The organism is Tsukamurella sputi, assembly GCF_007858445.1.
Lineage (GTDB): Bacteria > Actinomycetota > Actinomycetes > Mycobacteriales > Mycobacteriaceae > Tsukamurella > Tsukamurella sputi.
In genome coordinates, this window is the sequence record NZ_VIGV01000005.1 from 121,363 (window position 1) to 145,289 (window position 23,927).

The 23,927-nt window shown below is 71.8% G+C and carries 30 protein-coding genes; 12 read left to right on the forward strand and 18 right to left on the reverse strand.

From position 1 onward, the window contains the following. Positions 1 to 51: 51 nt before the first annotated feature. Genes FK268_RS16805 through FK268_RS16835 form a run of 7 tightly spaced genes read right to left on the reverse strand, consistent with a single transcriptional unit; the run spans position 52 to position 6,378 of the window. On the reverse strand, positions 52 to 912 hold the full coding sequence (locus tag FK268_RS16805; protein WP_231707118.1) for a M48 family metalloprotease: 861 nt from the start codon (positions 910 to 912) through the stop codon (positions 52 to 54). A 9-nt stretch (positions 913 to 921) separates the two neighbouring features. Beyond that, positions 922 to 1,914 (reverse strand): polyprenyl synthetase family protein, encoded by a 993-nt coding sequence (locus tag FK268_RS16810; protein WP_146436141.1) that lies wholly within the window; start codon positions 1,912 to 1,914, stop codon positions 922 to 924. 4 nt (positions 1,915 to 1,918) lie between these two features. Further along, entirely contained in the window at positions 1,919 to 2,608 is a 690-nt protein-coding gene (locus tag FK268_RS16815; RefSeq protein ID WP_146436143.1) for a demethylmenaquinone methyltransferase, read from the reverse strand. Between the two features lie 22 nt (positions 2,609 to 2,630). Then, entirely contained in the window at positions 2,631 to 3,782 is a 1,152-nt protein-coding gene (locus FK268_RS16820) for a glycosyltransferase family 4 protein (RefSeq protein ID WP_146436145.1), read from the reverse strand. Between the two features lie 38 nt (positions 3,783 to 3,820). Next, on the reverse strand, positions 3,821 to 4,273 hold the full coding sequence (locus FK268_RS16825; protein ID WP_146436147.1) for a DUF3592 domain-containing protein: 453 nt from the start codon (positions 4,271 to 4,273) through the stop codon (positions 3,821 to 3,823). Then, positions 4,270 to 5,943 carry a 2-succinyl-5-enolpyruvyl-6-hydroxy-3-cyclohexene-1-carboxylic-acid synthase gene (gene menD / locus FK268_RS16830; RefSeq protein WP_146436149.1) on the reverse strand — a complete coding sequence of 558 codons (1,674 nt, stop codon included), beginning with the start codon at positions 5,941 to 5,943 and terminating at the stop codon, positions 4,270 to 4,272. The genes FK268_RS16825 and menD overlap by 4 nt, the downstream gene beginning before the upstream one ends. Positions 5,944 to 5,964: 21 nt before the next feature. Then, positions 5,965 to 6,378: a MarR family transcriptional regulator gene (locus FK268_RS16835; RefSeq protein ID WP_146436151.1), complete on the reverse strand. Its 414-nt coding sequence runs from the start codon at positions 6,376 to 6,378 to the stop codon at positions 5,965 to 5,967. Positions 6,379 to 6,482: 104 nt separating this feature from the next. On the opposite strand from FK268_RS16835, the gene FK268_RS16840 reads away from it, so the two are divergent. Then, the gene (locus tag FK268_RS16840; protein ID WP_231707119.1) at positions 6,483 to 7,532 is read left to right on the forward strand and encodes an AbrB family transcriptional regulator; all 1,050 of its coding nucleotides are present in this window, start codon (positions 6,483 to 6,485) and stop codon (positions 7,530 to 7,532) included. Positions 7,533 to 7,576: 44 nt separating this feature from the next. Further along, the gene (locus FK268_RS16845) at positions 7,577 to 8,845 is read left to right on the forward strand and encodes a saccharopine dehydrogenase family protein (protein ID WP_146436153.1); all 1,269 of its coding nucleotides are present in this window, start codon (positions 7,577 to 7,579) and stop codon (positions 8,843 to 8,845) included. A gap of 30 nt (positions 8,846 to 8,875) precedes the next feature. Here FK268_RS16845 and FK268_RS16850 read toward each other — a convergent pair whose 3' ends face one another. After that, positions 8,876 to 9,136 (reverse strand): metal-sensitive transcriptional regulator, encoded by a 261-nt coding sequence (locus FK268_RS16850; RefSeq protein ID WP_146436154.1) that lies wholly within the window; start codon positions 9,134 to 9,136, stop codon positions 8,876 to 8,878. Further along, positions 9,133 to 9,525 (reverse strand): DUF302 domain-containing protein, encoded by a 393-nt coding sequence (locus FK268_RS16855; protein WP_146436156.1) that lies wholly within the window; start codon positions 9,523 to 9,525, stop codon positions 9,133 to 9,135. The genes FK268_RS16850 and FK268_RS16855 overlap by 4 nt, the downstream gene beginning before the upstream one ends. A 91-nt stretch (positions 9,526 to 9,616) precedes the next feature. On the opposite strand from FK268_RS16855, the gene FK268_RS24690 reads away from it, so the two are divergent. Further along, complete coding sequence (locus tag FK268_RS24690; RefSeq protein WP_166443497.1) at positions 9,617 to 9,778, forward strand: DUF8730 family Cys-rich protein; 162 nt, start codon at positions 9,617 to 9,619, stop codon at positions 9,776 to 9,778. 1 nt (position 9,779) lies between these two features. Here FK268_RS24690 and FK268_RS16860 read toward each other — a convergent pair whose 3' ends face one another. Then, a complete protein-coding gene (locus FK268_RS16860; RefSeq protein WP_146436158.1) occupies positions 9,780 to 11,225 on the reverse strand; it encodes an amidase in 1,446 nt (481 codons plus the stop codon). Positions 11,226 to 11,333: 108 nt separating this feature from the next. Between FK268_RS16860 and FK268_RS16865 the strand changes: the two genes are divergently transcribed. Then, on the forward strand, positions 11,334 to 11,972 hold the full coding sequence (locus FK268_RS16865; protein ID WP_158636135.1) for a TetR/AcrR family transcriptional regulator: 639 nt from the start codon (positions 11,334 to 11,336) through the stop codon (positions 11,970 to 11,972). Here FK268_RS16865 and FK268_RS16870 read toward each other — a convergent pair. Genes FK268_RS16870 through FK268_RS16880 form a run of 3 tightly spaced genes read right to left on the reverse strand, consistent with a single transcriptional unit; the run spans position 11,960 to position 13,128 of the window. Beyond that, positions 11,960 to 12,259 carry a helix-turn-helix transcriptional regulator gene (locus FK268_RS16870; RefSeq protein WP_438695999.1) on the reverse strand — a complete coding sequence of 100 codons (300 nt, stop codon included), beginning with the start codon at positions 12,257 to 12,259 and terminating at the stop codon, positions 11,960 to 11,962. The two genes, FK268_RS16865 and FK268_RS16870, sit on opposite strands and share 13 nt — an antisense overlap. An 11-nt stretch (positions 12,260 to 12,270) precedes the next feature. Further along, positions 12,271 to 12,621, reverse strand: coding sequence for a type II toxin-antitoxin system RelE/ParE family toxin (locus FK268_RS16875; protein ID WP_146436163.1), 351 nt, complete (start codon positions 12,619 to 12,621; stop codon positions 12,271 to 12,273). A 54-nt stretch (positions 12,622 to 12,675) separates the two neighbouring features. After that, a complete protein-coding gene (locus FK268_RS16880; protein WP_146436164.1) occupies positions 12,676 to 13,128 on the reverse strand; it encodes a hypothetical protein in 453 nt (150 codons plus the stop codon). A gap of 97 nt (positions 13,129 to 13,225) precedes the next feature. Here FK268_RS16880 and FK268_RS16885 point away from each other — a divergent pair, with 97 nt between their 5' ends. After that, entirely contained in the window at positions 13,226 to 13,690 is a 465-nt protein-coding gene (locus FK268_RS16885; protein ID WP_146436166.1) for a C40 family peptidase, read from the forward strand. A 27-nt stretch (positions 13,691 to 13,717) separates the two neighbouring features. Here the strand turns inward: FK268_RS16885 and FK268_RS16890 are convergent, their stop codons facing one another. From FK268_RS16890 to FK268_RS16900, 3 genes are read right to left on the reverse strand one after another with little or no spacing between them, the layout of a single operon-like run. Beyond that, the gene (locus FK268_RS16890; RefSeq protein WP_438696000.1) at positions 13,718 to 14,695 is read right to left on the reverse strand and encodes an o-succinylbenzoate synthase; all 978 of its coding nucleotides are present in this window, start codon (positions 14,693 to 14,695) and stop codon (positions 13,718 to 13,720) included. Positions 14,696 to 14,705: 10 nt separating this feature from the next. Further along, entirely contained in the window at positions 14,706 to 15,587 is an 882-nt protein-coding gene (locus FK268_RS16895; protein WP_146436170.1) for a 3-hydroxyacyl-CoA dehydrogenase family protein, read from the reverse strand. Further along, positions 15,584 to 16,504, reverse strand: coding sequence for an SMP-30/gluconolactonase/LRE family protein (locus FK268_RS16900; RefSeq protein WP_146436172.1), 921 nt, complete (start codon positions 16,502 to 16,504; stop codon positions 15,584 to 15,586). The genes FK268_RS16895 and FK268_RS16900 overlap by 4 nt, the downstream gene beginning before the upstream one ends. Positions 16,505 to 16,576: 72 nt before the next feature. Between FK268_RS16900 and FK268_RS16905 the strand changes: the two genes are divergently transcribed. The 6 genes from FK268_RS16905 (at position 16,577) to FK268_RS16930 (ending at position 20,745) form a co-directional block, all read left to right on the forward strand. Next, positions 16,577 to 17,503 carry a 1,4-dihydroxy-2-naphthoyl-CoA synthase gene (locus FK268_RS16905; protein ID WP_146436174.1) on the forward strand — a complete coding sequence of 309 codons (927 nt, stop codon included), beginning with the start codon at positions 16,577 to 16,579 and terminating at the stop codon, positions 17,501 to 17,503. 4 nt (positions 17,504 to 17,507) lie between these two features. Next, positions 17,508 to 17,936 carry an HIT family protein gene (locus tag FK268_RS16910; RefSeq protein ID WP_146436176.1) on the forward strand — a complete coding sequence of 143 codons (429 nt, stop codon included), beginning with the start codon at positions 17,508 to 17,510 and terminating at the stop codon, positions 17,934 to 17,936. Next, positions 17,933 to 18,808, forward strand: coding sequence for an AraC family transcriptional regulator (locus FK268_RS16915; protein ID WP_146436178.1), 876 nt, complete (start codon positions 17,933 to 17,935; stop codon positions 18,806 to 18,808). The genes FK268_RS16910 and FK268_RS16915 overlap by 4 nt, the downstream gene beginning before the upstream one ends. Before the next feature lie 69 nt (positions 18,809 to 18,877). Further along, entirely contained in the window at positions 18,878 to 19,711 is an 834-nt protein-coding gene (locus FK268_RS16920) for an alpha/beta hydrolase (protein ID WP_146436180.1), read from the forward strand. A gap of 49 nt (positions 19,712 to 19,760) precedes the next feature. Then, complete coding sequence (locus tag FK268_RS16925; protein WP_146436182.1) at positions 19,761 to 20,270, forward strand: SecDF P1 head subdomain-containing protein; 510 nt, start codon at positions 19,761 to 19,763, stop codon at positions 20,268 to 20,270. A 37-nt stretch (positions 20,271 to 20,307) separates the two neighbouring features. Then, on the forward strand, positions 20,308 to 20,745 hold the full coding sequence (locus FK268_RS16930; RefSeq protein WP_146436184.1) for an SRPBCC family protein: 438 nt from the start codon (positions 20,308 to 20,310) through the stop codon (positions 20,743 to 20,745). Between the two features lie 41 nt (positions 20,746 to 20,786). Here the strand turns inward: FK268_RS16930 and FK268_RS16935 are convergent, their stop codons facing one another. Both FK268_RS16935 and FK268_RS16940 read right to left on the reverse strand, forming a co-directional pair. Further along, the gene (locus tag FK268_RS16935; protein ID WP_146436186.1) at positions 20,787 to 21,131 is read right to left on the reverse strand and encodes a VOC family protein; all 345 of its coding nucleotides are present in this window, start codon (positions 21,129 to 21,131) and stop codon (positions 20,787 to 20,789) included. 196 nt (positions 21,132 to 21,327) lie between these two features. Beyond that, a complete protein-coding gene (locus FK268_RS16940; RefSeq protein WP_146436188.1) occupies positions 21,328 to 22,467 on the reverse strand; it encodes a BTAD domain-containing putative transcriptional regulator in 1,140 nt (379 codons plus the stop codon). A gap of 207 nt (positions 22,468 to 22,674) precedes the next feature. On the opposite strand from FK268_RS16940, the gene FK268_RS16945 reads away from it, so the two are divergent. Beyond that, positions 22,675 to 23,925 (forward strand): inorganic phosphate transporter, encoded by a 1,251-nt coding sequence (locus FK268_RS16945; RefSeq protein WP_146436190.1) that lies wholly within the window; start codon positions 22,675 to 22,677, stop codon positions 23,923 to 23,925. Positions 23,926 to 23,927: the final 2 nt, after the last annotated feature.

Genomic DNA, 23,927 nt, shown 5'->3' on the forward strand with positions numbered 1-23,927 from the left:
TCGTCGCGGAATCTCGCAGAACGCTTCGGAAGTTGTGGGCCGGGGTGGTGCTCAGGCGGTGAGGGCGTCCAGACGCTCGACGCGGCTGTCGACGGGCGGCTGGGTGCGGAAGATGCGGCCCAGCCGGTCGCTGTCGCGGAACGGGCACACCAGCATGGTGTCGGCGTGCACGGCGATCTCGGGTTCGGGCGGCAGAGGTGCGTGGACGGCACCGTCGGACACCTTGCGCAGGGCGCCGGCCATGGCGGAGGGCGCGCCGGTCAGCAGCGCGGCGGCGTGATCGGCGCGGTAGTCGACGGTCCGCGAGACGCCCAGGCGGATCAGAGCGCCCGCGATCGGGGCGAGCACCGACAGCATGGCGTCGACGACCCGGCTGCGCCGTGCGCCGCCGTCGCCGAAGCCCAGGAGGTAGCCGAACCCGGCGAAACCGCAGATCACGGCGCCGAGCGCCCCGGCGACCGAGGCGGTGAGGGTGTCCCGCGCGCCGATCCGCGCCAGTTGGTGCGCCAGGACGGCGCGCAGCTCGTCCTCCGACAGCAGGTCGAGGAGACCGATCGTCACGCAGACGCCCGCGTGTGCCGGACCGTGGCCGGTCGCGAAGGCGTTGGGTGCGGCGGTCGGCGAGAGGTAGACGGCGGGCATCGGCAGCCGCGCGGTGGTCGACAGCTCGCGGACCAGTCGGAACAGGACCGGTTGCTGCAGTTCGGAGACGCGCCGCGCGTGCATGGCGCGCAGCGGGAGCGACGGTCCGCTGACGTACAGGTAGGCGCACACGCCGGCGGCGAGCACGATCGACAGGAGGAAAGCGGTCTCACCGAAGACCGCGCCGGTGGCCATCACGAAACCCGCGACCAGCGCCAGCAGCAGCGCGGTGCGGATCAGATTCCCGGCGCGGTTCCGGGGGCCCTGCACGGGTGAACCTCAGCCCAGGCGGGCGACCGTGAAAGTGACCAGGGACTCGAGCGAGGCACGCGGCTCGGACTCGGGAAGTTCCGCCAGCTCGGCCCGGGCCTCGTCGGCGTAGCGGGCCAGCGTGGCCTGCGCTTCCTTCATCCCGGCCGAACGGCCCAGCAGCTCGATGGCCTCGTCCACCAGCGCGTCGTCGGTGACGGGGCCGACGAGGATCTCCCGCAGGCGATCGGCCTCCGGGCCCTCGTCGCGCAGCGCGTAGAGGACCGGCAGGGTGAAGACGCCCTCGCGCAGGTCCGTACCGGGCGTCTTGCCGGACTCCTGCGCGATCGAGCTGATGTCGATGATGTCGTCGCTGATCTGGAAGGCCATGCCGATCGCGGAACCGATGCGGTACATCCGCTGCGCCGTCTCCTCCGTGGCGCCGCCGTGCAGCGCGCCGAGCAGCCCGCAGGTGGCGATGAGGCTGCCGGTCTTGCCCCAGATGGTGTCGAGGTAGTGCTGCACGGGATCCGAATCACCCGCGCCCTTGAGCTCGAGCATCTGGCCGGTGACCAGCTCGCCGAAGCACGTGGCGATCACGCCGACGGCCCGCGGCCCCAGCTCGGCGCCGTACGACGAGGCGCGCGCGAAGAGGTAGTCGCCGGCCAGGATCGCGATCGAGTTGCCCCACCGCGCGTTGGCCGACGGTGCGCCGCGGCGCGTGTCCGCCTCGTCCATCACGTCGTCGTGGTACAGCGTGGCGAGGTGCGTGAGCTCCATCGCGGCCGCGGCGGTGATCACCTGATCGGACGGGGTGCCGCCGATGCGCCCGGAGAGCACCGTGAACATGGGCCGGAAGCGCTTACCGCCGGCCTGGAAGAGGTGCAGGGCCTCCTCGATCACGCACCCGTCGGCCTCGGCGATGCCGTCGGCGATGACCTGCTCGACGCGGGCGAGGTCCGCGCGGATCCCCGCCGCGAACTCGTCGGATCCCAGCGAGACCCCGGCTACCGTCTTCTCCACGTCTTCAGCCTAGCGGGCGGGTCGCGGTGTGCAGCGCGACGATGCCGCCGGTCAGGTTCGTCCAGGCGACGTCGCCCCATCCGGCCTCGCGGACTTTTCCGGCGAGCTCGCCCTGGTCGGGCCAGTTCCGGATGGACTCGGCCAGGTAGGTGTACGCCTCCGGGTTCGACGATCCCTTCGCGACCAGCTGAATGGCCTCCAACGCGACCTTCTCGTACAGCGCGCGGAAGGCGCCGTTCGTCGGGGTGGAGAACTCGCAGACCACGAGGCGGCCGCCGGGGCGGACGACGCGCGCCATCTCGCGCAGGCCCGCGACGGTGTCCTGGACGTTGCGCAGCCCGAAGGAGATGGTGGCGGCGTCGAAGGAGGCGTCCGCGAAGGGCAGCGCCATCGCGTCGCCCGCGACCATCGGCACGCGGCGGAACGAGCCCGCCTGCAGCATGCCTTTCGAGAAATCGCAGGCCGCGACCCACGCACCGGAGCGCGCGAGGTCGACCGTCGAGACGCCGGTGCCGGCGGCCAGGTCGAGCACGTGGTCCCCCGGCTTCAGCGCGAGCGCCCGCCGGGTGCGGCTGCGCCAGTACCGGTCGAGGCCGCCCGTCATGAGCGTGTTGGTCCGGTCGTACCGGCGGGCGACACCGTCGAACATCGACGCGACGTCGCCCGGTTTCTTGTCCAGGGAGGCCCTTGCCATGACCCGAAAGCTACACGAAGTCTCAGACGGCCCGGCCCACGCGGAATCCGGAGGGGCCGGCGATCACACCGGCGTAGTGCTCGAACAGCTGGTCGCAGAGCGCGGGCCAGGTGCGCGCGAGCACGGACTTGCGGGCGGCCTCGCCGAAGCGGGCGCGCAGCGCGGGATCGGCGAGGGTGTCGATGACGCCGGGCAGCAGGTCGGCGAACTCGGCGGTCGGCAGCAGGTAGCCGTTGCGGCAGTGCGCGACGAGGTCGCGCGGCCCGCCCTGGTCGGGCGCGATCGAGGGGACGCCCGAGGCGAGCGCCTCCTGGACGGCCTGGCAGAAGGTCTCGTGCTCGCCGGCGTGCACGAAGACGTCGAGCGAGGCGTAGGCCGCGCCGAGGTCGGCGCCGCCGAGCTGTCCGGTGAACACCGCGCCGGGCAGCAGCGCTTCGAGCCGTGCCCGCTCCGGCCCGTCGCCGACGATGACCAGCTGGACGTCGTCGCGGTGCGCGAGCCCGGCGAGCCGCTCGACGTGCTTCTCCGCGGCGAGCCGTCCGACGAAGCCGACCACCAGCCGGTCCGGCCGGTCCCCCAGCCACTGCGCGCGCAGCGCGGCCGAGCGGTGCGACGGGGCGAAGCGCTCGGCGTCGACGCCGCGGGCCCAGGTCTTCACGCGCGGGATCCGGTGCGCCTCGAGATCCGCGACGGAGGCGCTCGACGGCGCCAGGGTCAGGTCGCACTGCTTGTGCATCTGCCGCGTCCACCACCAGGCGGCGCGCTCGAGAGGGCCGAGGCCGTAGGAGCCGGCGAACCCGGCGACGTCCGTCTGGAAGATCGCGACCACGGGGATGCCGAGGCGCTTCGCCGCGGCCAGACCGCCGGCGCCCAGGAAGTACGGCGAGGCCAGGTGCACCACGTCGGGCCGGAACTCGCGCAGCACGTCGACCATCAGCATGTTCGGCTGCCCGATCGGCAGCGACGAGATCTTCGGCAGCATCCGCGCGGGCACGCGGTACACGGGGAAGCCGAGGTGCTCGGCGGGTGCGGGTTCCTCTCCGGCGACCGAGTCCGGCGCGATGACGATCGCCTCGGCTCCGGTGCGGCGGCAGTGCTCGAGCACCCGGAGCACCGAGTTGGTCACCCCGTTGACGTTCGGCAGGAAGGACTCGGCCACGATCGCGATACGCACGGGGCAAGTGTGACCGGGGGCGGTGACCGTGAGGTTCTCTACGGGTCGACGGTGCGCGGAACGTCAGGTGAACTCTCACCCCGGTGGTAGCCGACGGCGATGAGCACCATGATCGCCCCCACCACCAGCCACGTCCCGGCGGCCACCGAGGCCGCGGGCAGCACCGCGACGGCCGCGGACCGTCCGGCCACGCGCACGAGTTCCGGATCCGACCGGCTGTACTCGACCTGGATCCGGTCACCGACGTTGAGTTCGCTGGGGTAGAGCACGCCGAGCGGCGGATTGTGGTTCACGCCGTCCGTCGTGTAGAAGCTGATCGTCGAGCGACGGGGCCCGGCGGAGAGCACCTCCGCGGTCGCGGTGCCGCGGTCGGCGTCGATGGTGCGGTCGTCGCGCCAGGCGGCGGCCACCAGCACCACGCACAACCCGGTGATGAGGATCGCCGCGCACAGCAGGACGATCTGCACGCGCCGCAGCGCGATGCGGCTCACGCGCGATCCCCCGAGGCCGGGACGGCGGCGGCGATGCGGGCGCGCATGCCCGCGTGCAGGGCGCGCAGCCCGGTCCGCTCGGTGCGCACCTCCACCACGCGCAGGCCGTCGGCGCGGGCCGCGTCCGCGAGATCATCCAGCTCCGCGCGCACGTACTCGACGCCGTAGGCGGCGCAGAGCGCGGCGATGTCGGTGCCGTGCGGGGTGCCGAAGACGCGGGCGGCAGCACCGTCGTACTCCTCGCCCGCGTAGCGCTCGTCACCCTGCTCGAGCAGGGTGAAGATGCCGCCCCCGTTGTCGTTGGCCACCACGATCGTGAGGTTCGCCGGCCGCGGCTCGTCGGGCCCGATGAGCAGCCCGGAGGCGTCGTGCACGAAGGTCAGGTCGCCCATCAGCGCGACGGTGCGTCGCTCCGGGAAGGCGAGCGCGGCGCCGATGGCGGTGCTGACGGTGCCGTCGATGCCCGCGACGCCACGGTTGGACAGGACGCGCACGCCGGGCGGGACGTCGCCGGCGAGCGCGATGTCGCGCACGGGGTTCGAGGCGCCGACCACCAGCTGATCGCCGGACCGCAGCGCGGCGCACACCGCCCGCGCGACGTGCAGGCCGGTCACGGGTTCCGCGTCCAGGCCCTCGGCCACCGCGCGCCGCGCGGCGGCGTCGGCGTCCGCGCACCGGGCGAGCCAGGCACCGTCGGGCTCGCCGACGGGCAGCACGCGCGTGCCCGTCGCGGCGACGTTTCCGGAGACGTCGGGCCAGCGCGGGCCGGTCGTGACGGCGTAGACGGTGACCTCGGGGTCGGCGAGCAGCGCACTCACCTCGCGGTGCAGTGTCGGGCGGCCGCAGATGATGGCCTGCCGCGGCTTGAGGGCAGGTAGGGCCCACGGATGCAGGGCGTTCTCCGGCCGGGGTGCGGTCGGCTCGGCGACCGTCGGCAGTCCGGTGAGCGCGGGGTTCTCCCCCGCGCCGTGCCCGGAGATCACGACGGTGTCGGGCGTGAGGTCGATCGGGAGCGGCACGTCGAGCGTGGCGACGGGCGCGACGGTCCACGGGCCGCCGTCGGGCCTGCCGTGCGTGAACTCGGGCGACGGGTCGTCGGGCACCAGGGGCTCGCGCAGCGGGATGTCGAACTGGACCGGGCCCGCATTGCCGGTGCGGGCGCCGCGGGCGGCCGACAGCGCGCGGCACACGGCGCTGCGCCACTGCGAGTTGCGGTCCAGACCCGGCTCGGCGAGCCCGAGGGACAACGACGCACGCACCTGCGTGCCGAAGATGCCGAACTGCTCGACGGTCTGATTCGCGCCCGACCCGAGCAGCTCGTAGGGCCGGTTCGCGCTCACGACCAGCAGCGGGACGCGGGCGTAGTTGGCCTCGTAGACGGCCGGCGCGAGGTTCGCGACCGCCGTCCCGGAGGTCATGATGATCGGAACGGGACGCCGGGAGGCCGACGCGAGGCCGACGGCGAGGAAGCCGGCGGTGCGCTCGTCGATGCGCACGTGCAGCCGCAGGTCGCCGCGCTTGTCCGCCGCGTGGACGGCGAAGGCGAGCGGCGCGTTGCGCGAGCCGGGGCACAGAACCACGTCGGTCACGCCGCCGCGCACCAGCTCGTCCACGATCACGCGCGCCTGCAGCGTGGACGGGTTCGGCGCGCCGCCGGTGCTCTCGTGCATGCCGACCACCTTACGACCGCCTCACCCGTCCGCCAGCTTCGCCAGGACGGGACCCGCCAGCAGCAGCACGCCGCGTTCGAGGTCGGTGAGGCGTTCGGCCATGGCCGCCTGGAGCCAGGCGTTGCGCACGGCGCGGTCCTCCGCGATCACGGCGCGTCCCTCGTCGGTGAGCTCCACGTATTGCCGCCGACGGTCCTCCTCATCCCGGCGGCGACGCACGAGCCCGGCGTCGGCGAGGGCGTTGAGCGCGGGCGTGAGGGTCTGCGCGCGCACGTGGTGCGCCTCGCCGAGCTCGACGGGGGTGGCCGGGCCGCCGCGGTCGAGGCTGCCGAGGACGAGGTACTGGGTCTCCGTGAGCGGACCAGGTCGACGGTGGGCGCGGATCTCCCGGCTCAGGGAGTGGACGCCGTAGCGGAGTTCGCTGACATCGGACATACCAAGAGTTTACTTCATACTTTTGCGCATTTCGCGAGTTGCGCGAAGCTTTCGACAAGCAGATACTTGTAGCTGTGCGAAGCGATTGGACGAGGTGGACGGGCTTGATCGTTGCCTCCTGCGCCGCCTCGGCCGCGCTGATCGCCCTCGGCGTCCCCAGCGCACCCCTGTTCGCGGCCCTCGCCTGCGCGGTGATCGCAGCGCTGCTGGGCCGCGCGCCCGGCCCGATCCCCCGCCCGGTGCAGCTGGTCGCGCAGGGCGTCCTCGGCGCGTACATCGGCACGCTCATGCAGGCGCACACCGTCGCAGCGCTGGGCTCGCGCTGGCCGGCGGCGCTGCTCGTCGGGTTCGCCACGCTGCTGCTGTCGGTGGGCGCGGGCGCGCTGCTGGGGCGGCACCGCGATACGGATTCGATCACCGGCTCGCTGGCCCTCGTCGCCGGAGGCGCGTCGGGGCTCGTCGCGATCGCGCGGGAACTCGGCGGCGACGAGAAGGTCGTCGCGGTCGTCCAGTACCTCCGCGTCGCCCTGGTCACCGTCTCCCTGCCGCTGGTCGCGGCGCTGTACCCGCACACGCCCGGGTCGTCGTCGGTCGCCTCCGGCCCGGCGCGGCCGTGGTGGTTCGACCTGGGCTTCACGGTGGCGTGCGTGGGCGGCGGCCTGGCCGTGGGGCTGGCAACCAGGCTGCCCGCGGGCGGCCTCCTCGGCCCGCTCGTCGCGTCCGCCGCACTGTCGCTGTCCGGTGTCGCCGCGGGCGCGACGGTGCCGTGGGCGCTGGTCGCCGCGGGCTACCTCGTCATCGGCTGGCAGGCGGGCGTCGGCTTCACGCGCGAGTCCCTGCGGTCGATGGCGCGCCTGCTGCCGTGGGCGGTCCTGCTGATCATCGGCGTCGGGGTCGGCTGCGCCGGGCTCGGATTCGCGCTGTCGGCCATGACCGGCGTCTCGGCGCTCGACGGCTACCTCGCGACCACGCCGGGCGGGATCTACGCGGTGCTCGCGGTGGCCGCGTCGTCCAACGTCGACATCACCTTCGTCGTCGCGGCGCAGCTCATCCGGGTTCTGCTCATGCTCTTCCTCGCGCCTGCCGCGGCGCGAGGCTTCCAGCGGTTCCGGGCGCGGCGCGCGGACGACACCCCCGTGCCGACCGGCGTGTGATGCGGGCCATGCACCGCCCAAGCGAACACTGCTAACATCGCGGCATGACTGCGGGTACCAGGGAATTCGACATCATCGTCTTCGGCGCGACGGGCTTCGTCGGCGAGCTCACGGCGCGCCACCTCGCGAAGCACGCGCCCGACGGCGTGCGCATCGCCCTCGCCGGCCGCACCGAGGCCAAGCTGGAGAAGCTCCGCGCGAGCCTGGGCGAGAAGGCGAAGGACTTCGGCATCGTCGTCGCCGACGTCGATCGCCCCTCGACACTGGATTCAATGGTCGCCCGCACGACGGTCCTGTGCAGCACCGTCGGCCCCTACGCGAAGTACGGCGAGACGGTCGTGGGCGCGTGCGTCAACGCCGGCACGCACTACACCGACCTCACCGGCGAGGTGCTCTTCGCGCGCCGCTCCATCGACAAGTTCCACGAGCAAGCCGTCGCGAACGGCACGAAGATCGTGCACTCCTGCGGTTTCGACTCCATCCCGTCCGACCTCGGCACCTTCCTCCTCTACGAGAAGGCCAAGGCCGACGGTGCCGGCACCCTCGGCTCCACGACGCTGGTCATCCGCTCGATCCGCGGCGGCGCGAGCGGCGGCACCATCGCCTCCGCGATCGGCCTGGCCGACGAGGTGAGCACCGACCGGGACGCGCGGCGCGTCGCCGGCCGCCCGCACTCGCTCAGCGTCGATCACAGCCGCGAGACCGACGCCCGGCCCGGGAGCGACCTGGGCACCGTGAGCGGCAAGGACGTCGACCCGTCGCTCTCCGGCACGCTCGCGCCGTTCTTCATGGCCAGCTACAACACCCGCGTCGTGCGCCGCTCGAACGGCCTGCTCGACTTCGCCTACGGGCCGACGTTCAGCTACCGCGAGACCATGGCCGTGCCCGGCCCGGGCATCGTCTCGGCGGTGGCGGCGCGCGCCGTGCAGGGCGCCCTCGCCGTGGGCATGGCGGCGCTGGCGATCAAGCCGCTGCGCCCCGTCCTCGACCGCGTCCTCCCCGCGCCCGGCGAGGGCCCGAGCGAGGCCTCGCAGGCCAAGGGCTCGTTCATCGCGGACGTCTACACCCGCACCACCGGCGGCCGCCGGTACCGCTCCACCATCGGCGCGAAGCTCGACCCGGGCTACAGCGGAACGGCCGTCATGCTGGGCGAGTCCAGCCTGGCGCTCGCGCTCGACGGCGACTCCGCCCGCGGCGGCGCACCCCTGCCCGCGTACGCGGGCGTGCTCACCCCCGCCGTCGCGCTCGGCGACGTGCTCGCCGAGCGGTTGCGCGCCCAGGACTTCACCGTGACCGTCGACGAGCTGCACTAGCGAGCGCCTCGCGCTCGCGGGACCGGCACGTCACGCGAGCGCGAGGAAGAGCTTCTCCAACTTCTTCTGGTCCACGTTCTCCGGGCCCTCGGTGGCGATGCAGTGCTGCAGCCCCGTGGCGACGAGGGCGTACCCGCTGCGCCCCAGCGCCTTGTTCACGGCCGCCAGCTGGGTGAGCACGTCCTCGCACTCCTCGCCCTCCTCGAGCATGCGGATCACCGTCGCGAGGTGGCCGTGGGCGCGCTTGAGCCGGGTGAGCACCGGCTTGGCCACCTCGTCCGGGAGCCTCACGCGCGCAGTCCGTCGAGCATCCGGCCGAGCCGCTCGCGCGCGTCGGCCGCGACCCCGGACAGCGCTGCGGTGCCGGTGAACTCGGGCATCACGTCCGGGTCCATCACCTCGACCAATGCACCGTCACCCGCGGCCGAGACCACCACGTTGCACGGCAGCAGCGCGGCGACGCGGGGGTCGAGGCCGAGCGCCTCGTGGGCGAGCTGCGGTCGGCACGCGCCGAGGATCACGCGGGGTTCGACGTCCACGTCCAGCTTCGCCTTGAGCGTGGCCTTCAGGTCGATCTCGGTGAGCACCCCGAAGCCGACCTCGGCGAGTCCGGCGCGCACGCGCGCCACCGCCTCGTCGTAGGGCGCGTCGAGCTCCGCACGCATCGTGAATTCCGCCATGACCGTTCCTCTCGCCGTCGTCCCGGCGATCATGACACATCCCCCCGGGGGGATGAAAGCCTCGACGGCCGGCGGGTGTAGGGTCCGCCCCATGTGCAGTGCGATCACCTGCCGCGTGTGCGGCAAGACCACCTGGACCGGCTGCGGCTCCCACGTCGACGCGGTCCGCGCCACCGTCCGCCCCGAGGACTGGTGCGACGGTCACGCCGCGCCCGCCGAGCAGCCCGCCAAGCGCGGCTGGTTCCGCCGCTGACCTACGCCCGCTGGGCGTCGATCCGCGCGAAGGGGCGCAGCGCCTCCACCTCGTAGGCGAGTTCGAGCAGCGCCGCCTCGGTGCCCGCGGGCCCCGCGAACTGAGCGCCCAGCGGAAGCCCGGCACCGTCGAACCCGCACGGCACGGAGATCGCCGGGCCACCCGAGACGTTGTTCAGCGGCGTGATCCCCACCATCGCGATGGTCCGGGCCATGAACTCGTCGAAGGGCAGCGCCGGATCGAGGTGGCCGATCCGCGGCGTCGTGCTCGTCATCGTGGGCGAGAGCATCGCGTCGACGCCGCGTTCGACGAACATCCGCTCGTACTTCCCGGTCACCGCACGCAGCCGCGCGATCGCTCCCGGGATCGACGGTGCGCCGCGCACGCCCGACCACAGCAGGCTGCGGGTCACAGGATCCAAGGCGCGGAAGGAGCTGCGCCCCTTGGCCTCGACGGCACTCGCAGCGACCTCGAGCCCCGCGAGCAGACCCCAGTAGTGCAGGAAGTCGTCGACGAAGCCGCCGTCGATACGCAGGTCCGCCATCGTCAGCTCGACGATCTCGTGGCCCTGCCCGGCCAGCTCGTCGGCGAGCGAGCGGACCGGGGCGAGGCACTCGTCGGCGATGCCGAACTCGGTGACCGACTCGGTGACCAGCCCGATCCGGCGGCGCCGCCCCGGGCCACGCACATGCCCGACGGGCGGCAGCGCGGGATTGCGACGGTGCCGCTCAGCCGCGGCGATGTAGCGCGCGGTGTCGCGGACGGTGCGGGTGAGCACGCCCTCGCAGACCACGTTGACGGGCAGCACCTTCAGCGCGGGCAGTTCCGCGAGCCGGCCGCGGGTGCTCTTGAGCCCGACGAGGCCGTTCAGCGCCGCGGGAATGCGGATGGAGCCGCCGCCGTCGTTGCCGTGGGCGATCGGGAGGGCGCCGGAGGCCACCAGCGCCGCCGAGCCCGACGAGGAGCCACCGACGGTGTAGTCGGTGTTCCAGGGGTTGCGGGCGGGCGCGCGATCGGCAAACTCCGCGCTCGCGGTCATCCCGAACTCGGGCATCACCGTCGAGACCAGGACGTTCATCCCCGTCGCGGCGAACTGCTCGCCGACCGGCCCGGACCGCTGCGCCGGGGTGTCGGGCAGGGCCGCCGAGCCCATCGTGGTGGGCAGGCCCGCGAAGGCGGTGTTCTCCTTGATCGCCGACGGGACGCCGTGGAACGGGGCGTCCGCCGGAGTCCGCGTGCCCGCGCCGCCCTCGGGCAGCCACCAGCGCACCGCTCGGATCGCGGGGTCGACGGTGCGGATCCGCTCGGTCGCGGCCGCTGCGGCCTCGTCGGCGCCGATCCCGCCCGCGGCGATCGCCTCGGCGACGCCGGTGGCGTCGAGGGTGCCGAGCGCGTCGTCGCGGAAGGCGTGGACGCGGGTCGAGGCGTCGGTGATCTCGGTGGTCATAGCAGCTCCTCCGGCGCACGCGCCGAGTCTGTACAAAGTTACAGAGATCGACGATAGCCGGAGTCTGTACGTTTGTACAGACTTCTTCCGCGGCCTACACTTCGGGGCGTGGAGGAGCGCAAACACCGGCGGAGCACCCTGGAACGCAAACGTGCGCTCCTCGAGGCGACGGTCGAGCAGGTCGGCGAATCCGGATACGCCTCGGTCACCCACCGCGCCGTCACCGCCCGCGCGGGACTGCCCACGACCTCGATCGGCTACTTCTTCGCGTCCATCGACGACCTCACCCACGAGGCGATGCGCACCTTCGTCGCGGAGGAGTTCGAGCGGCTCGACGCGTTGTCGGCGTTCCTGGAGAACACCTCGGCGAGCCCCGACGAGGTGATCGCGGCCTTCGCCGCCTCCTCGGAGGCGCGCGGCAACGAATCCCTCGCGCTCCTCGAGGCCTACCTGCGTGCCGCGCGCGACCCCGCCTCGCGGGTGCTCGTGGAGGAGTACCTACGGGCCGCCGATGCGGTGACGCAGGGCGCGGCGGCACTGGCCGGCGCCGAGATCGATCCCCCGACCGCCCGGGGCGTCGTCGCCCTGATCAACGGCTTCACCGTGCTGGACTCCGCCCTGCCCGACGCCGCCGATATCGCCACCAAGAAGCGCGCGCTGCGCACCATGCTGATCGGCGCCCTGTTCGAGCAGGGGCACGAGGACGCCGCCCGCGCGCTGCGGACGCAGCCGGATCAGGCGACTTGAATCCGCTGATCCCCGACGACGTACTCGATCGCCAGGCCGCCGCCGACCGCTTCGAGGTAGCTGCGGATCGTCCCGATTCTCGCGTTGTCGAGATCGCCCCGCTCGATCTTCGAGACCTGGCGTTGCCCGACTCCGATCCGCTCCGCCACCTGCGCCTGCGTCAACCCCGCCTGCTCGCGGAGCTCACGTAGGCGATAGGCGCGAACCTCCGCCATCATCCGCCGCTTGTGCGCGTCGACACGCTCGCGATCCACGGGATTCGCGACGAGGAAATCCTCCACGGACATCGCCATTTCCGTCACTCCGTTCCCAGCGCTTTCACGTGCTCGTCGAGGCGGTCATCCGCGACCGGGATGTTCACCCGGTACCAGCGCTTCCATTCGCCCGACTTGTCACCTGCGACCAGCATGATCGCCTCACGCCGCGGATCGAACGCGAACAGGATCCGCAGTTCCGAACGGCCCGACGACCCGGGCCGGAGCTCTTTCATGTTCCGGTGCCTGGATCCGACCACCGTGTCCACGAGAGGCCTCCCCAGCCTCGGTCCGTGCTCGGCCAGCAGTTCGATCGCCGCGACGACCTGCTCGCGAGACGATCGGTCAAGCGAAGTCAGCCACTCAGCAATGAGTTCGACATCAACCTTCCACATCCAACCTCCCCCACGATAGACCTTTAAAGGTCTATCGGCAACCTTCTTTCACGGTCAGCTTCGGTCGCGTGCTCTGAGCTTCGCGGCGATCACCTCGCGCAGCTCGCGGATCGTGGTCGCGTACGCCGGATCGATCGCGGAATCGAGGGCGAAATCGAACTCCCGGCTGGTCTGCAGTCGATCCGCCGCCTCCGCGAAACGCCCCTGCCTGCGGTAGCCATCGGCCAGGTTGAGATGCAGCGACGGCATGAAGCCGGCGACGCTGAGCGACGGGTGGACCGCCTGCAGCTCCGCGTCGGACACCTGCGCGGACTCGGCGAGCGAGACCTCGTCCCACTCGACCTCGGCGTCCAGCTCGTCCTGCACATCGGCGATGTAGTGCGCCGCGATGCACCGAGCCGCGTGATCCGCGGGGTCGATCCGCGCCCACACACCCTCGAGCTTCTGCTTGCGCTCCCCCGGCTCTCCGGTCATCGCCGCGCCGAGGTCCGTCATCAGGTTCTCCATGCCCGCACCGTAACCGAGGCCACTGACAGGTGATCGGCAGGAGATTCCGATCGCAAATCGGCACGATACGTCCGATTCGTAGGGCTACAAAGAAGTGATGAGGCGCGCACTGATGACCTTCCTGACCGTCGCCGCCGTCGCCGCTGCGGGAGCGCCGACGGCACAGGCCGCGACCCCCGAGACCGCGATCGCCCGTGGGATGACGCTGCTGCACACCGACGAGTTCGGAGAGTACGGCTGCGAGGACTTCGTCGACTTCGCGTTCGGCCGCACCGTCACCACGGGCATCCCGCACGACACCGCACGGTCGTTCTACGAGGACCTCGTCGCGAAGGGACTCGGTCACGACGATCTGCCCGCCCCGCGCGGCGCGCTCGTCTTCTCCCAGAGCGACTACGGCTACCACGTGGACATCTCGCTCGGGAACGGCACCTACCTCAGCGGCGGCGTCCAGGGACTGTCCCGCGGCTGGGGCGACGGCTCACAGATCCAGATCATCCCGGAACCCGACCTCGCCCCCGGCTCGACGGTGATGGGCTGGGCCTACGCCCCCTGGAAGTAGCTCCTCGGCGATCCCACCGCGCGTGTCCTATTGCGGCAGCAGTGCGTAGCAGCGGCGCAGACGCTCGAGCCACCAATCCCGCCGCTCCCCGAAGACCTCGACCGCGGCGAGCCGTTCCGCGGTCGGCACGACGGTGCGGACCGCCAGCGCACCGTCCACGAGGGGATGCTCGCCGAGGTCGGCGGTGAAGAAGCCGCCCGTCCCCAGGCCCGCCGCGTTGCCGTCCTCGATGCACGCAGCGGCGACGATGCCCGCGGACAGTCCGACCGCGGTGTCCAGTGCCGAGGACACCGTGACCCGCACTCCCGCAGCGGCTCTCAGCGCGTCGGCGACGGCGAGCACCGCCCGCACACCACCGATCGGCGCGACCTTGACCACCGCGACGTCGGCGGCACCGAGCTCCGCGACCCGCATCGGATCCTCTGCACGGCGGATGGATTCGTCGGCGGCGACGTCGCACGAGCCGTCCACGCGCCGGCGCACCTCGGCGAGCTCCTCGACGGTCGCGCAGGGCTGCTCGGCGTAGTCCAGCGGACCGTCGGCCACGAGCCGGGTGATCGCTTCGTACGCCTGCGGCACCGTCCACCCGCCGTTGGCGTCGACGCGGATCGCGCCGCCCGGCATGGCCTTCCGCACCGCCGCGACACGGGCCAGGTCGTCGTCGAGGGTCTGCCCCTTCTCCGCGACCTTCACCTTCGCGGTGCGGCACCCGGGGAACCGTTCGAGCACCGCGGGCACCCCGTCGGCGGGGACTGCGGGCACCGTCGCATTGACCTCGACCGTCCTGCGCAGCGGCGCGGGCAGGCCCTCGTAGGCGGCCTCGATGCCCGCGCGCAGCCAGTGCGCGGCCTCGGCGTCCTCGTACTCGGGGAAGGGCCCGAACTCGCCCCACCCCGCCGGCCCCGCGAAGACCAGCGCCTCGCGGGTCGTGATCCCGCGGAAGCGCACCCGCATCGGCAGCCGCACCACGCGGGCCGCGGCCACCAGTTCGTCGACGTCCACCACGACGCCCAGCCTAGGCGCGGCCGCCGCTCCCGTCGTAGCGATAGAAGCCCTCGCCGGTCTTGACTCCCAGACGGCCGCTGTCGACGTACTCGTGCAGCAGCCGACGCGGCCCCTCGGGAAGGTGCGGATTCTCTGCGGCGTAGTGGTTCTCGATGTCGAGCACCACGTCGAGGCCCACGCCGTCCATCATCGCGAACGGGCCGGCGGGCATGTGCCAGTTGGCCTTGAACATGCCGTCCACGTCCTCCGGGGTGGCCACGCCCTCGGCGACCACGGCCAGCGACTCGCGCTTCACGGCCGCCCAGATCCGGTTGAAGATGAAGCCGGTGCTCTCCTTCTTCGCCTCGAAGGGCAGCACGCCGAACTCCGGGAGCACGGCCTCCAGCGTGTCCAGCACCTCGCGCGCGGTCTCGCCGTCGGACATCAGGTCCACAGCGTTGGCGCGCGGCGGCATGTAGAAGTGCATGTTGCAGAAGCGGCTCTTGTCGGCGATCTTCTCGTTCATCAGCCGCGAGGCGTACGACGAGGAGTTGGTCGCGAGGATCGCGTCGGCCGGTGCGAGGGAGTCGATCTCGCCCCACAGCGGGATCTTGATGTCCAGCCGCTCGGGCACCGCCTCCACGACGAGCCAGGCACCGTCGAGCGCGGAGGCGAGGTCGTCGTGCGCGACGGCCCGTCCCACGGCACCGGCCCGACCGTCCGCCACCAGGCCCGGCAGGGTCTCGGCGACGTAGTCGACGGCGGCCCGCGCCTGCTCGGCGTTCGGGTCGTGGATGCGGACCTCGCCGCCGCGGCTGCAGAACATCAGGGCGATGCGGCGGCCGAGGGTGCCGGCGCCGACCACGGCGACGGGACGGTGCTTGATCGCGTCGAAGGCGTGGGCGTAGCTCATGCGTGGGCCTCCTGGTCCGATGCGGTGCGATGCACCGCGGTGATTCCGGATATCGGGGTGCCGAGGTCGGCGAACACCTCGGTCGCACCGTCGGCGAGGGCGACGCGGTGGATGCGGCCGCCGAGGTCGGAGACGTAGGCGAGCCCGGCGGCCTCGTCGACGACGAGTCCGATCGCCTCGGCGAAACCACCGGCGATGATCTCGGGGCCGGTGCCCGGCCCTCCGGGGCCCGGCAGCGGGGCACGGTTGAGGGTGTTGCCCGCGGGCTCGGCGCCGCGGTCGGTCCAGTACAGGCGGTCGCCCACGATCTCGAGGTCGATGGGTTCGGGCAGGCCGTCCCACAGCACCTCGATGTCGGTGCGGGTCGCGGGCGACTGTCCCGCGGGGAGTTCCAGCGCGGCGCGCAGGATCCGGCCGCGGCCGCCCTTGGCCGGGCCCTTCTGCGTCCAGTACAGGTGTCCGCGTGCGGGATCGACGGCGACGCCGACGCATTCGGCCATCCGATCGGGCTGCGGCTCATTGACGACGAGGTCTGCCAGGCCGGTGCCGTCGACGCGCACGCTGCTCACGCGGCAGCCCTCGCGGTCGCCCCAGTACAGGCGCCCCGCACCGTCGGTCGCGAGCTGCTTGCCCGTGGTGACGGCGCCCGGCTCGGTGAGATCCCGGGCATCCGTGCCGTCGAGCTCCGCCGAGTGCACGCCCCCGGTGCGGGCGGAGTAGTCGAGACGGGCCTCGCCCTCCCCCTCGCCGACCTCCGGCCGGCCCATCGTGGTCCAGTACAGGCGCCCGCCGTCCACGACCACCCCGTCGGGGCTCTCGCCGCGCTCGCCGCGGCGGACCGTCGTGACGGCCCCCTCGGACGAGATGCGGAAGATCTCGCTGCTGCGTACCCCGAGCGCGATAATTGATTCGATCACTTAAGTAATTCTACGCCCGGGAGCGCGCCACCGGCACCTTCCGGGGCGATCCGGAACAGTAAGGTCGATCACGTGACTTTCAACCCGGAGCTGTGGCAGCCGGTCCCCGGATTCGAGGACCTCACCGACATCACGTACCACCGGCACAAGGAGCAGGGCACCGTCCGCGTGGCCTTCGACCGCCCCGAGGTGCGCAACGCCTTCCGCCCGCACACCGTCGACGAGCTGTACCGTGCGCTGGACCATGCCCGACGGTCCGCCGACGTCGGCGCGGTGCTGCTCACCGGCAACGGCCCGGCGCCGAAGGACGGCGTGTGGGCGTTCTGCTCGGGCGGCGACCAGCGCATCCGCGGCCGCTCCGGCTACCAGTACGCGACGAGCCACGACTCCGACGTCGAAGCCGCGACCGCGGACGGCGTCGACGAGGCCCGCGTCAAGGCCGAGGGCGGGCGCCTGCACATCCTCGAGGTGCAGCGCCTCATCCGGTTCATGCCCAAGGTCGTGATCGCGCTGGTCAACGGCTGGGCCGCGGGCGGCGGGCACTCGCTGCACGTGACCTGCGATCTGACCCTCGCCAGCCGCGAGCACGCGAAGTTCAAGCAGACCGACGCCGACGTGGGCAGCTTCGACGCCGGCTACGGCAGCGCCTACCTGGCCAAGCAGGTGGGCAACAAGTTCGCGCGCGAGATCTTCTTCCTGGGCGAGACCTACAGCGCCGAGGAGATGCACCACATGGGCGCGGTGAACCGCGTCGTGGACCACGACGAGCTGGAGAACGTCGCGCTGGAGTGGACCGCGAAGATCCTGGGCAAGAGCCCGCAGGCCCAGCGCATGCTCAAGTACGCCTTCAACCTGCCCGACGACGGGCTCGTCGGGCAGCAGCTCTTCGCCGGCGAGGCCACCCGCCTGGCGTACATGACCGACGAGGCCGTCGAGGGCCGCGACTCCTTCCTGGAGAAGCGCGCCCCCGACTGGTCGCCCTTCCCGTACTACTACTGAGCCCGTGTCCGGCTGCGTGTTCTGCGCGATCGTCGCGGGCGAGGCTCCCGCGGCGGTCGTCGCCGAGACCGACGAGACGATCGCCTTCCTCGACGTCCGCCCGCTCAGCCCCGGACACACGCTGGTGGTGCCGAAGGCCCACGCCGCCAGGCTGTCCGGGCTCGACGGTGCGCACGGCACCGCGATGTTCGCGCTCGGCCATCGACTGGGCCGGGCGGCGCAGGCGGGGCCGCTCGACGCGGACGGCGTGAACCTCGTCGTCAACGACGGCCGGGTGGCGATGCAGACCGTCGACCACGTGCACCTGCACGTGATCCCCCGCTTCTCGGGCGACAAGCTGCGGTGGCTCTCCCGCATGGCCGTGCGCCGACCGCGCAGCTCCGACGACGCCGTCGCCGCCCTGCGCGCCGGCCTGGACGGCCTCGCGCCATGACCGCGCCCGGGATGTCGCCGCTCGACGGGTCCGTCGACGCGCTGTCCGACCTGCTGGACCTCATCCGCCTGCACGGCGACGACCTGGCGCTGCAGCGCAGCACCGATGGCCTCGAACTGCGGCACCACGGCGACCGCATGCTGTACCTGGTCCAGGAGGGCACCGTCCGCCTCACCGTCGACGACGGTGACCGCATCGACCTCGTCCCCGGCGACCTCGCCCTGCTCGCCACAGGAGCCGCCCACGGCCTGCGCGCCCCGGACGGCGGCACCTGGATGAGCGGCCGGATCGTCATCGAGGAGCGCTCCGCCGCAACGCTGTTCGAGGTCCTCCCCGCGACGATCGTGCTGCACGGGACCGAGCCGGGCTACGAGTGGCTGCCGATCGCGGCGGGGCTGCTCGCCGTCGAACTCGACGACCCGAGCGCGGGCTCCCGGGCGATGGTCTCGCGCCTGCTCGACCTCCTGTTCATCCGAGCGCTGCGCGCCTGGTCCGCGCGGGACGACGCGCCCCGCATCGCGGGCTGGCTGACCGCCGCGCTCGACCGCCCGCTCGGGCCGGCACTGACGGCGATGCACCGGAATCCGGAACGGCCGTGGACCGTCGACGATCTGGCCGCCACCGCGTGCATGTCCCGCGCCGCCTTCGCCGCCCGGTTCGGGCGGCTGATGGGCGAGTCGCCGGGGCGCTACCTCGCGCAGCTGCGGCTGCGGCTCGCCGCGGAGCGCCTCGCGAGCACCGCTGCACCCGTCGGCGAGATCGGGCACGCGGTCGGCTACGCCTCCGAGCCGGCGTTCTCCCGTGCGTTCGCCCGCGAATACGGCGCCTCGCCGCGCGACTGGCGGGACGCATCCCGACACCCGCAGCCCTGAGCGTTTCAGCACAGTTTCCGAGCGGCGCGATCATTCCGCGCGGCCCGTCCCGCCCCTAGCGTTATCGGCATGACGAACAACAACACCACCACCGACACCGTCGTCCTGATCCACGGCCTCTGGATGACCCCCGTCTCCTGGCAGAACTGGGTCGCCCACTACGAGAAGCAGGGCCTGCGGGTGATCACCCCCGGCTACCCCGGCATCGGCCAGGGACCCGAGGGAGTCGAGGCCATCCGCCGCGACCCGTCACCCCTCGCCGGCCTCGGCGTCCAGGAGGTCGTCGACCACCTCGCAGAGGTGATCGAAGGCCTCGATACGAAGCCGATCATCATGGGCCATTCCTTCGGCGGCGCCTTCACCGAGCTCCTCGTGGGCCGCGGCTACGGCTCGGCCGGAGTCTCCATCGACGGCGGTCCCGTCAAGGGCGTGCTGTCCCTGCCGCTGACCACGATCCGTGCCACGCTCCCCGTGCTCGCGAACCCGCTCAACCGTGGCCGGGCCGTGCCGATCACCCCGTCGCAGTTCCATTACGCCTTCACCAACAACCTGTCGGAAGCGGAGTCGCAGCAGGTGTACGACCGGTACGCCATCCCCGTGTCGGGCCGGATCGTCTTCCAGGGCGGTCTCGCGAACTTCACACCGAATGCCGCGACCAGCTACGACTTCCGCAACGGCGAGCGGGCGCCGCTGCTGTTCGTCGCCGGCGGCAACGACCACATCCTGCCGCCCGCCGTGCAGCACGAGAACTACCGCCGCAACACGAAGGGCTCGTCGGCGATCAGCGCGTACAAGGAGTTCCCCGGCCGCAGCCACTACACCTGCGGCGAACCGGGATGGGAGCAGGTCGCCGATTTCGCGCTCGCCTGGGCGCAGCAGCCGGTTCCCGGCGAACTCCCCTGAGTGCGAGGGCCCGGGTGTAGCCTCGGGACAGTCGTAGTTAGGGATAACAATGAGACGCGGACTGAGCTTCACGGCCGCCACCTGCGTGGCCCTCGGCACCATCACCAGCGGCATCGTCGGACCCGGCGCGATGGCGAACGCGACCCCCAAGGCCACCCTGGAGTTCCGGCACGCGACCGTGGCCGAGCCACCGTCGGACCTGCCCTGCCGGCTGGTCCCGCAGAACCCCCGCCCGGATCAGGCTTTCCGCGCGTGTGGGCCGGACCACCGCACCGTCTACGCGTTGTCCGCCGCAGCGCTCACGACGACCCCGCGGGCGGCCACCGCGGATCGGCCCCAGGGCGGCCAGTGGGTCGTCACGGTGACACTGAATCCGGGCGCGGCGGAGATGCTGCGCCGCTACACCGCCACACACGTCGGCTCACAGCTCGCGTTCGTGCACGCAGGACGGGTACTCACCGCTCCGGTGATTCGCGACGGCTTCGGCAGTCCGGTCCAGATCACCGGCCTCGCTGATCAACAGTCGGCGGTGCAGCTGGCGACCGAGCTCAAGGGTTGATCGAGCGACGACCCGCGCGGCGGTTTATCGTCCCTCCATGAACGTCGACGTGGCGGTGGAGCGCGTGATCGCCGCCGAGCGCACGGAGGTGGCGGGTTTCGCCGGCGATCCGTCGAACGCACCGCTCTGGTACTCCAACATCCGCACCGTCCGATGGCGGACGGAACCGCCGGTCGCGGTCGGTTCCCGCATGGACTTCGAGGCGAAGTTCCTCGGCCGGACGCTCGCCTACACGTACGAGGTGGTCGAGCTCGTCCCTGGCGAGCGGATGGTCATGCGCACCACCGACGGGCCGTTCCCGATGGAGACCACGTACACCTGGCAGACCGTCCCCGGCGGCACCCTCATGCGGCTGCGCAACCGTGGGACACCGAGCGGATTCGCCCGCATCGCAACGCCGGTCATGACGCTCGCGATGAAGTCCGCGATGACGAAGGATCTCGACCGCCTGAGCGTCCTGCTCGCGGACGGGTGAGGACGTCGGGCCCCTGAAACGGCCTCGCGCGGGTCGCCCCGTCAGCCGTGCGCGCGCTGATGGCGCGGCTGGTAGAGCCCGATCGCACCGCCGCCCGGAAGCGTCAGCGAGGTCAGCAGGCCCCACCCCTGGTCCGTGATCGGCGCGGTCTCCACTCCCTTCGCATCGAGCTCGGCCACCTCAGCGGCCACGTCGTCGCACATCAGGTACAGCTCCTGCTTCGGCGGACCGTCGGTGGGATGGACTGCGATCTCCGACGCGGGCAGCGGCAGGATCAGCCAGCCCTGGCCTGCGTCGACCCCGTCGACACCGAGTACGTCGCGAAGGAACGCACGGTCGGCGTCAGCGTCGGTGGAGTAGTGGATGATGTGCGCCCCGTTGATCATCCGCCCACCGTAGCGCCACATCTTTCCAAGCGTTCTGCGACGCCACGGAACGGATTCGTCGCAGAACGCTTCGAAAGATGTGTGCGGCCCCGTCAGCCGCGCGGCCACCGCGCACGGCCTCATGTCCGTTGTGGCACCAGAGGTCACGATTTCATTAGTGCGCAGAACGACGGCTCGTTCCCGTGGTGGCGCAGAATCACTCCTCGAGTACGCGGAAGACGTACGTGGTGCGGCCGAGGGTGAGCTGGTCACCGTCGGACAGGGGGTGTTGCCCGGAGACGCGGCGCTCGCCGACGTAGGTCCCGTTGGAGGACTGCAGATCCCGCACGGCGAAGCCGCTGACGGAGCCGGTGATGACGGCGTGCTCGCGGGAGACCTTGGTGTCGTCGATGCTGATGTCGTTGTCGGGCAGACGGCCCAGGCGGACCTCGCCGTGCACCGGGTACTCCGTGCCGTCGGCAGCGGTGAGCGTGCCGCGCGGGCCGGTTCCGGCGACCGTCACGTCCGTCTCGGTCTTCTCGAAGGCGCGCGCGTCACCGGGCACGGCAGCGGGCCGGGCGACGGCGAAGGCCAGCTGCTCCTGCCGCAGCACCTTGCCCTCCAGTTCGACCAGCGCGGGCGTGGGATCGGCGCCGAGCTCATCGGCGAGGGTGCGCCGCAGTTCGCGCGCCGCCTCCAAGGCGTCGGCCTGCCGTCCGGTGACGTACAGCGCCGTGATGAGCTGCCCCCACAGCGGCTCCTGCAGCGGATGCTCGGAGACGAGGCGGCGGAGCTCGCCGATCACCGACGCGGCGCGACCGGCCGCGATCTCGGAGTCGTACATCGCGGACTGCACGGCGGCGCGCTCCTCAGCCATGCCGATCGCGAAGTTATCGGCGAACTGCAGGCCGCGCAGGTCGGCGACGGCGTCGCCGCGGAACTCCGACAGCGCGGACGCGAAGGCGAGCGAGGCCTGGTCGTACCGTCCGGCGGCGGCGAGCTCGGCGCCCCGTCGGCGGGCGGATTCGAACCGGCCGATGTCGGACTGCTCCGGCTCGAGGTCGAGGCGGTAGGTCGAGCCGGAGGTCACCAGCAGGCCGTCGAGGCCCGACCCGGCACCCGGCCCGCGCAGCGCCTTGCGCAGTCCACTGACGAAGACCTGGAGGCTGGCGCGCGCCGACGCGGGCGGATTACCGTCCCAGACCTGCTCGCTCAGCGAGTCGACGGTGACGGCGCGCCCCCGGTTCATCACCAGCAGCGCAAGCACCGAACGCGGTTTCACGCCCGACACCTCGTTGGGCGCACCGTCCACGGAGAGCGAGACCTGGCCCAGCACCCGGATATCCAAAGTCGCCATGGGCGAATAGTAGTCGCGGGCCGCCAGGCGCCCCCGCGGGACACCGCCCGATAAGAACAAATCGGACACGACCAGGGGTTTCTGAGAGCGCCCTGAATGAACATCTGGTGAACGCTCGCCGGACGATGACGAACCTGCAGGTCAGAAGGATGTCGGACCCGTCTCACCTGTTTGGTGGAAACGCATCCGAGACCGCACTATTTCCTCATGAACAGCGAACTCATCATCCTGCTGTTGGTGATCGTGACGGCGCTCGCCTTCGACTTCACCAACGGCTTCCACGACACGGGCAACGCGATGGCCACGTCCATCGCGACCGGCGCCCTGAAGCCGAAGACGGCCGTGAGCCTGTCGGCGATCCTGAACCTGGTCGGCGCCTTCCTGTCCGTCGAGGTCGCACTCACCGTGACCAACGCGGTGATCAAGATCCAGAACAAGGACGGCTCGCCGAAGGCGGAGTTCACCGCCCAGCACGGCCGCGCACTGCTGATCATCGTGCTCGCCGGCCTCATCGGCGGCATCGTCTGGAACCTGCTGACCTGGCTGCTGGGCCTCCCGAGCTCCAGCTCGCACGCGCTGTTCGGCGGCCTGATCGGTGCCGCCCTCGCCTCGGGCGCCGGTGTGGTCTGGGTCGGCCACGGCAAGCTCGACGGTGTCGTGGGCAAGGTCATCATGCCCGCGCTGTTCGCACCCGTCGTCGCGGGCCTGGTCGCTGCGGTCGGCACCTTCCTGATCTTCCGGATCGTCGCCGGCGTGGCCGAGCGGTTCACCGAGGAGGGCTTCCGCTGGGGCCAGATCGGCACCGCCTCGCTCGTCTCGCTTGCCCACGGCACCAACGACGCGCAGAAGACCATGGGCGTGATCACCCTCGCCCTGATCGGCTACAGCGCCTCCACCCCCGACTCCACCGGACTGTTCGCCTGGCACGACACGCACGGCGTCCCGTTCTGGGTCAAGGTGTCTTGTGCCGTCGCGATCGCCCTCGGCACCTTCCTGGGCGGCTGGCGCATCATCCGCACCCTGGGCAAGGGCCTCATCGAGATCAGCTCGCCGCAGGGCATGGCCGCCGAGGCCTCGTCGGCCACGATCATCCTGGCCTCGAGCCACCTGGGCTTCGCACTCTCCACCACTCACGTCGCCACCGGCTCGATCCTCGGCTCCGGCGTCGGCAAGCCCGGTGCCAAGGTGCGCTGGGGCGTCGCCGGCCGCATGGTCGCCGCCTGGGTCATCACCCTCCCCGCCGCCGCGGTCGTGGGCGCGATCATGTGGTTCATCGCCGCCAAGATCCCGACGCTGGCCGGCCCGCTGGTCGCCTTCGTGATCCTCGTCGCGCTGTCCGGCTACATGTACTGGCGCGCGCAGCAGCAGAAGGTCGACTCCAACAACGTCAACGCCGAGTGGGACGACGAGACCAACGCTCTCGCTCCCGCCGCCGAAGAGAAGATTGCGAAGGTCTAAGA